General features: G+C 37.3%; 1 protein-coding gene. It reads right to left on the bottom strand.

The window, feature by feature from the left end:
- On the bottom strand, nt 1-920 hold a 920-nt coding region (gene galE / locus H8911_RS12170), incomplete at both ends, for a UDP-glucose 4-epimerase GalE (protein ID WP_186999841.1).

The raw sequence follows: 920 nt of genomic DNA, 5'->3' as shown, positions 1-920 counted from the left end.
TTCTTTTCAGCCACCCAGCCAAGCTGTTCCTTAGCTCTTGTAGGATCTGCGAAACATGTCGCAATATCTCCTGCACGTCTTGGTTTGATGACATAAGGAATCTTAATTCCATTCACTCTTTCAAAGGCATGTACTATATCTAATACACTATATCCTTTTCCTGTTCCCAAGTTACAAATATGTACACCTGGTGTATTGTACTTTTCAATCGCTAATACATGACCCTTTGCCAAGTCGACCACATGAATATAGTCACGAACACCCGTTCCATCTGGTGTATCATAATCATCTCCAAATACACCGAGTTCTGGAAGTTCTCCAGTAGCCACCTTCATAATATAAGGCATCAAGTTATTAGGGATTCCCTTTGGATTTTCACCAATCAAACCCGATTCATGCGCTCCAATGGGATTAAAATAACGAAGTAAAGTTACACTCATTTCTGGATTGGCGAATTGCACATCCGTTAAGATTCTTTCCATCATCGCCTTTGTAGCTCCATAAGGATTGGTTGTTTCACCTAGCTTGCAGTCTTCTGTTAAAGGAACCACTTCAGGATCTCCATAAACAGTCGCACTTGAACTAAACACAATACTTGGAACATGATACTTTTTCATCATCTTGGCAACCACTAAAGTAGTCATCAAGTTGTTTGTATAATACTCAATTGGTTTTTGAACACTTTCACCAACTGCTTTAAATGCGCAACAATGAATCACCGCATCCAATTTATTTTCTGCAAATACAGATTCAGTCTTTTCCTCATCTAACACATTAAATTCATAGAATTTAACATGCTTTCCTGTAATTTTATAAATCGATTCCAACACATCTGGTTTTGAATTCGAGAAATCATCAATTACTACAACATCATAACCACTCTCTAATAATTCAACACAAATATGACTACCAATATATCC

The sequence above is a fragment of the Holdemanella hominis genome, from assembly GCF_014306155.1.
Lineage (GTDB): Bacteria > Bacillota_I > Bacilli_A > Erysipelotrichales > Erysipelotrichaceae > Holdemanella > Holdemanella hominis.
This window is presented reverse-complemented; position numbering and strand designations above follow the sequence as displayed.